The sequence below is a fragment of the Phytoactinopolyspora endophytica genome, from assembly GCF_004138495.1.
GTDB lineage: Bacteria > Actinomycetota > Actinomycetes > Jiangellales > Jiangellaceae > Phytoactinopolyspora > Phytoactinopolyspora endophytica.
Genome location: NZ_ML142850.1, coordinates 98,295 through 102,019 on the forward strand (window position 1 = coordinate 98,295; position 3,725 = coordinate 102,019).

5 protein-coding genes are annotated in these 3,725 nt (G+C 65.5%); 2 read left to right on the forward strand and 3 right to left on the reverse strand.

The genetic code is table 11. From position 1 onward, the window contains the following. The first annotated feature begins 76 nt into the window (after positions 1-76). Entirely contained in the window at positions 77-367 is a 291-nt protein-coding gene (locus ELR45_RS03795) for a dehydroquinate synthase/iron-containing alcohol dehydrogenase family protein (RefSeq protein ID WP_129663610.1), read from the forward strand. On the opposite strand, the gene merB is transcribed toward ELR45_RS03795, so the two are convergent. The 3 genes from merB to ELR45_RS03810 all read right to left on the reverse strand — a co-directional run bounded on the left by merB (position 364) and on the right by ELR45_RS03810 (position 2,224). Then, entirely contained in the window at positions 364-1,026 is a 663-nt protein-coding gene (gene merB / locus ELR45_RS03800; protein WP_165367452.1) for an organomercurial lyase, read from the reverse strand. The two genes, ELR45_RS03795 and merB, sit on opposite strands and share 4 nt — an antisense overlap. Positions 1,027-1,100: 74 nt before the next feature. Next, the gene (locus ELR45_RS03805; protein WP_129664188.1) at positions 1,101-1,538 is read right to left on the reverse strand and encodes a MerR family transcriptional regulator; all 438 of its coding nucleotides are present in this window, start codon (positions 1,536-1,538) and stop codon (positions 1,101-1,103) included. A gap of 125 nt (positions 1,539-1,663) precedes the next feature. Continuing rightward, complete coding sequence (locus tag ELR45_RS03810) at positions 1,664-2,224, reverse strand: peroxiredoxin-like family protein (RefSeq protein ID WP_129663614.1); 561 nt, start codon at positions 2,222-2,224, stop codon at positions 1,664-1,666. A 260-nt stretch (positions 2,225-2,484) separates the two neighbouring features. On the opposite strand from ELR45_RS03810, the gene ELR45_RS03815 reads away from it, so the two are divergent. Next, positions 2,485-3,684: a multicopper oxidase family protein gene (locus ELR45_RS03815; RefSeq protein WP_129663616.1), complete on the forward strand. Its 1,200-nt coding sequence runs from the start codon at positions 2,485-2,487 to the stop codon at positions 3,682-3,684. The last annotated feature ends 41 nt before the right edge of the window (positions 3,685-3,725 follow it).

Consider the following 3,725-nt stretch of genomic DNA (forward strand, 5'->3'; position numbering starts at 1 on the left):
GGTGCTTGCCCCTCGGTCAGCACGGCAGGCATAACATCCTCCATGACTTATGGCGTAAGTCTGATCGTGGACGGCGTTGCTGGCCGTCCGAGCTCACATCACCGCTGCCACTGAGGCGGGTGTCGCCGAAGACTACGCATACGCGTTGCTGCGCACCATCTGGTCGCATGCGCTCGGCTACGCGCTCGCGTACGTCAGCTGGGGCATCGGATGCGTCGGATGCGCGCCGGCAGTCGCCGACCTACTCCGTCCCGACGTCCCCGAGGATCTCGCCCAGGTGGCGGAGGTCTTCTGCGGGCAGTCCGACCCGGACGCACAGTTCGAGATGGCTCTCGACCTCATGCTCCGCAGCACTGAGGTCGGCTAGCTCGGCTCGTAGCGCAGCAACGCGGCCGCCAGCTCATGTCCGACGGCGAGGCCGACATCCATCGCCAGTATGACGACGTCGTCCCGCCCCGAGGCCCACTGCTCGGCCTCGGCCCGCGACCGGAAGAAGAAGCTGTGGTGACAGAAGGTGCCCCAAATGGCCGCCTTCGAGCTTATGTCGACCTGATCACTGTCGCGCGCGGGCCAGGTGATGACCGCATACACCGGGTCCAGGTTAGTGATCCCGGCCGGACTCACCTGTAGTCGCACAGTTCCGCCCGAGCCGGGCGATTTCGACTCCACGGTGATCTGCTTGTCGAGCACGAAGGCGTAGATCAGCGTGTCCATCGCGCACCACGCCCACATCCGCACACCATCGACGGTCATCTGGTGCGCGGTCGGGTTATAGGTCACCCCCAGCCCGACGATGTCACCGTCTTCGTCGTGCTCTGTCCACGCCTCAAGTAGCTCATCGGCTTGCTCGCGATCGATCCCGAGGTCGGCGACCATGTCACCGGCACGCTCGCGGGTCACGGGGCCCTCTTGCGCGAGCAGCCGCAACATCCCGACCAGCAGCCGGGCTGGGCCGGGGCCGAGGTCGAGCCCACCTCCACGCCTCGTCAGGTCACTGATCGCCTGCGTCGCGTCTACGCTGGTCATCGCCGGTACCTCCATACGTGAGATTGGCTGTTCGGCTTCGACTACGACGCTATGGTCTGACCCCAGGGTGAGGGTCAAGCCTCACCCGCCAAGCCCGCGGAAGAGCTCACACCACACCGCACCCTGGGATCGTCGGCCCAGGAGCTGCTCTCGCCCTCCAACTCAGACCTGTGGACCGCCTCGAACTCGTCGATGCGGGCCAGGGCCCGCTGCAACTCGGCCATACGCGTGTGGATCCGCGCGCGTGAGACTCGCAACCGTTCCGCCAACCTGGGTCCGATCGGTCCGCCGTTACGTTCCGGGAACGTCTCCGCGAGCTCGCGGATCTCAGCCACGGTCAAGCCAAGGCCGCGGAGCATGCCGATCCACTGCACGCACCACAGGGCATCGTTGTCGAAGAGACGATAGTTCGCCGTGCTGCGCCCGATCGTGTAGATCAGGCCCCAGTCTGTGTACTGGCGCAGTGTCTTGACGGACACCCCCGTCTTCCGGGAGAGCTCCCCTACCGTCATCACATGGGCATGATGACGAACACCGTTCGTATGCATAGCGAACACGGTAAAGATTCCAGTGCGGTGGAATGTCAAGACAGCGACCGGCGTCGCGACGGAGGTTGAGGCCGCGAATAGACGACTCCCTATTCGCGCGGCCACTGAGTCTGTCGCGCTCCGGCGAAGCCGAGCAACTCGTCGACAGACCACTGATCGTCAATATATGCGCCGTAGTTCACGGCGAGGAGACGACCGTCGGCGCCGATCAGAAAGTCCGCGGGCAAGCCGAGGTGATTCTCTCCCCTGCCCGCGACGGCCCGCAGGCTGGGCCTCCGCCGCAATCCGCGAGCGACGGCCCGCAACGACCGCGGCGCCAGGATGCGCCACGGAGACATTCTCTGAACACCGAATTCGGCGTAGAGCGCCTTCCCGGGATCGGCGACCGCCGCGAACGGCAGGTCAGCCTGCAGCTCACGCATCGTCTCGGCGTCCGAATGAAACACGACCACCTCACGTATCCCTGCCGCCAGGATCTCGTCGTGCCGCACAGCGAACGACCGCAGATGGCGGTTGCACACCGGGCAGCCCGCATATCGACGGAACTGCAGGTGCACGAGGCGCTCGGGGTCCGGCACCTGAACGCTGGCACCGTAGATGGTCCCCAGCTCATGGCCGGCCACGACGTCACCGACAGACATCCTCGTCATACTCACCTCTCCCGACCAACGGGCGGACGAACTGATCACGCGTCGCCCTGTTCACTGACGCGCCGCCCCGACTTCTTGAGACTGGACCACGATCGACCGCCGTACCGTGATCCCGCTCACCGACCGCGAGGCTAAACCGCGGCTTCACACGTAACATGACAATTGGATAACCACTCAGCCATCCAGACCTCAGCGACGTCAGAACGGTGCCAGCATCCTCTCGATGCTGTTTGCGCGACGAAAGGCACCAGGGGCAGAACATGGCGATACGTACCGACGGCAGGCCAGGTTTCCTCAAGCGGCGGGCACCTCTCCCCTCGGTGGACTCGATTCCCGCGCCAAGGACGGCAGATCGCGAGCTTCCGGGCGCCGCGGCACCAGCTGACCCGCCGAGCGGGGAACGGCTGCAGGATACTCGGGAGGCACACAGCGTCGGCGACGGCTTCGACGATGTTCCGGGAATCGCCGATCTCCGCCATCGTACGATCGTGATCGACCGGCTGTCTCCGGGTGACGACGGAGCGATCCCTGACCCGACGTACACCGTCAACGGCCAGTTCCAGCCGGAGATCGACATCCAACCGGGCGAGATCCAGCGCTGGCGGATAGCCAACGCCGAGCCGGATCGTGCGATGTGGCTGCACGTCGAAGGACACACGCTGCACCAGATCGGTCAGGACGGCTTCCCGTTCACACTTCTGCGCCCGGTGACCTCGATCATGCTGTCCCCCGGCAACCGCGCCGAATTCCTGATCCGCGCCACCAGGTCAGGCCGGTATCGTGTCCATGCCGAAAGCTACGACCAGGGCCATCCCGGCGGCGCCCGGCCAGCCGTCGAACTCGCCACGATGGTGGTCAGCGGGCGACCCGTCGTGAGCCGGTTGCCGCGCCAGCTCGACGAAGGGCCGCAAATGCCCATCGGCCCAGTCGTCAGGAGTCGAACGCTCCATTTCGGTCGAGACACCCCAGGAGGCAAGTGGGCTGCCACACGGATCACCGTCGACGGCCGCGAACTCGACGCCGACTGGTTCCACCACGAGGTCACCGCCGGCACGGTCGAGGAATGGACGCTGATCAACGACGACGTCTTCCAGCACCCCATCCATACCCACGTCAACCCGTTCCAGGTCGTCGACGTCCAGGGCATCCCTGCAGGTGACCCCTCGTGGCAGACCGACCCGGACATCTGGTGGGACACCTACCGCATACCGTCGAACGGCCAGCTCACCATCCGCATGTACTTCCGCCCCGACGTCACAGGCAAGACCGTGTACCACTGCCGCATCCTGCCCCACGAGGACAACGGCATGATAGGCACGCTGCTCATTCAACCGCCTGCCGATACGGGTGAACCTCTCCCGGGGTCATCGCCCCCACGCCAGGCGCCCAGGGAGTCGCGCAGCTCCCGGAGAGCACTCTCGATCTCAACCGCGACTGCCGGGTCCGACGGATCGACATGACAGTCGAGCGTGACCTGCCACACCGTCTGCTCGGAGCCAGG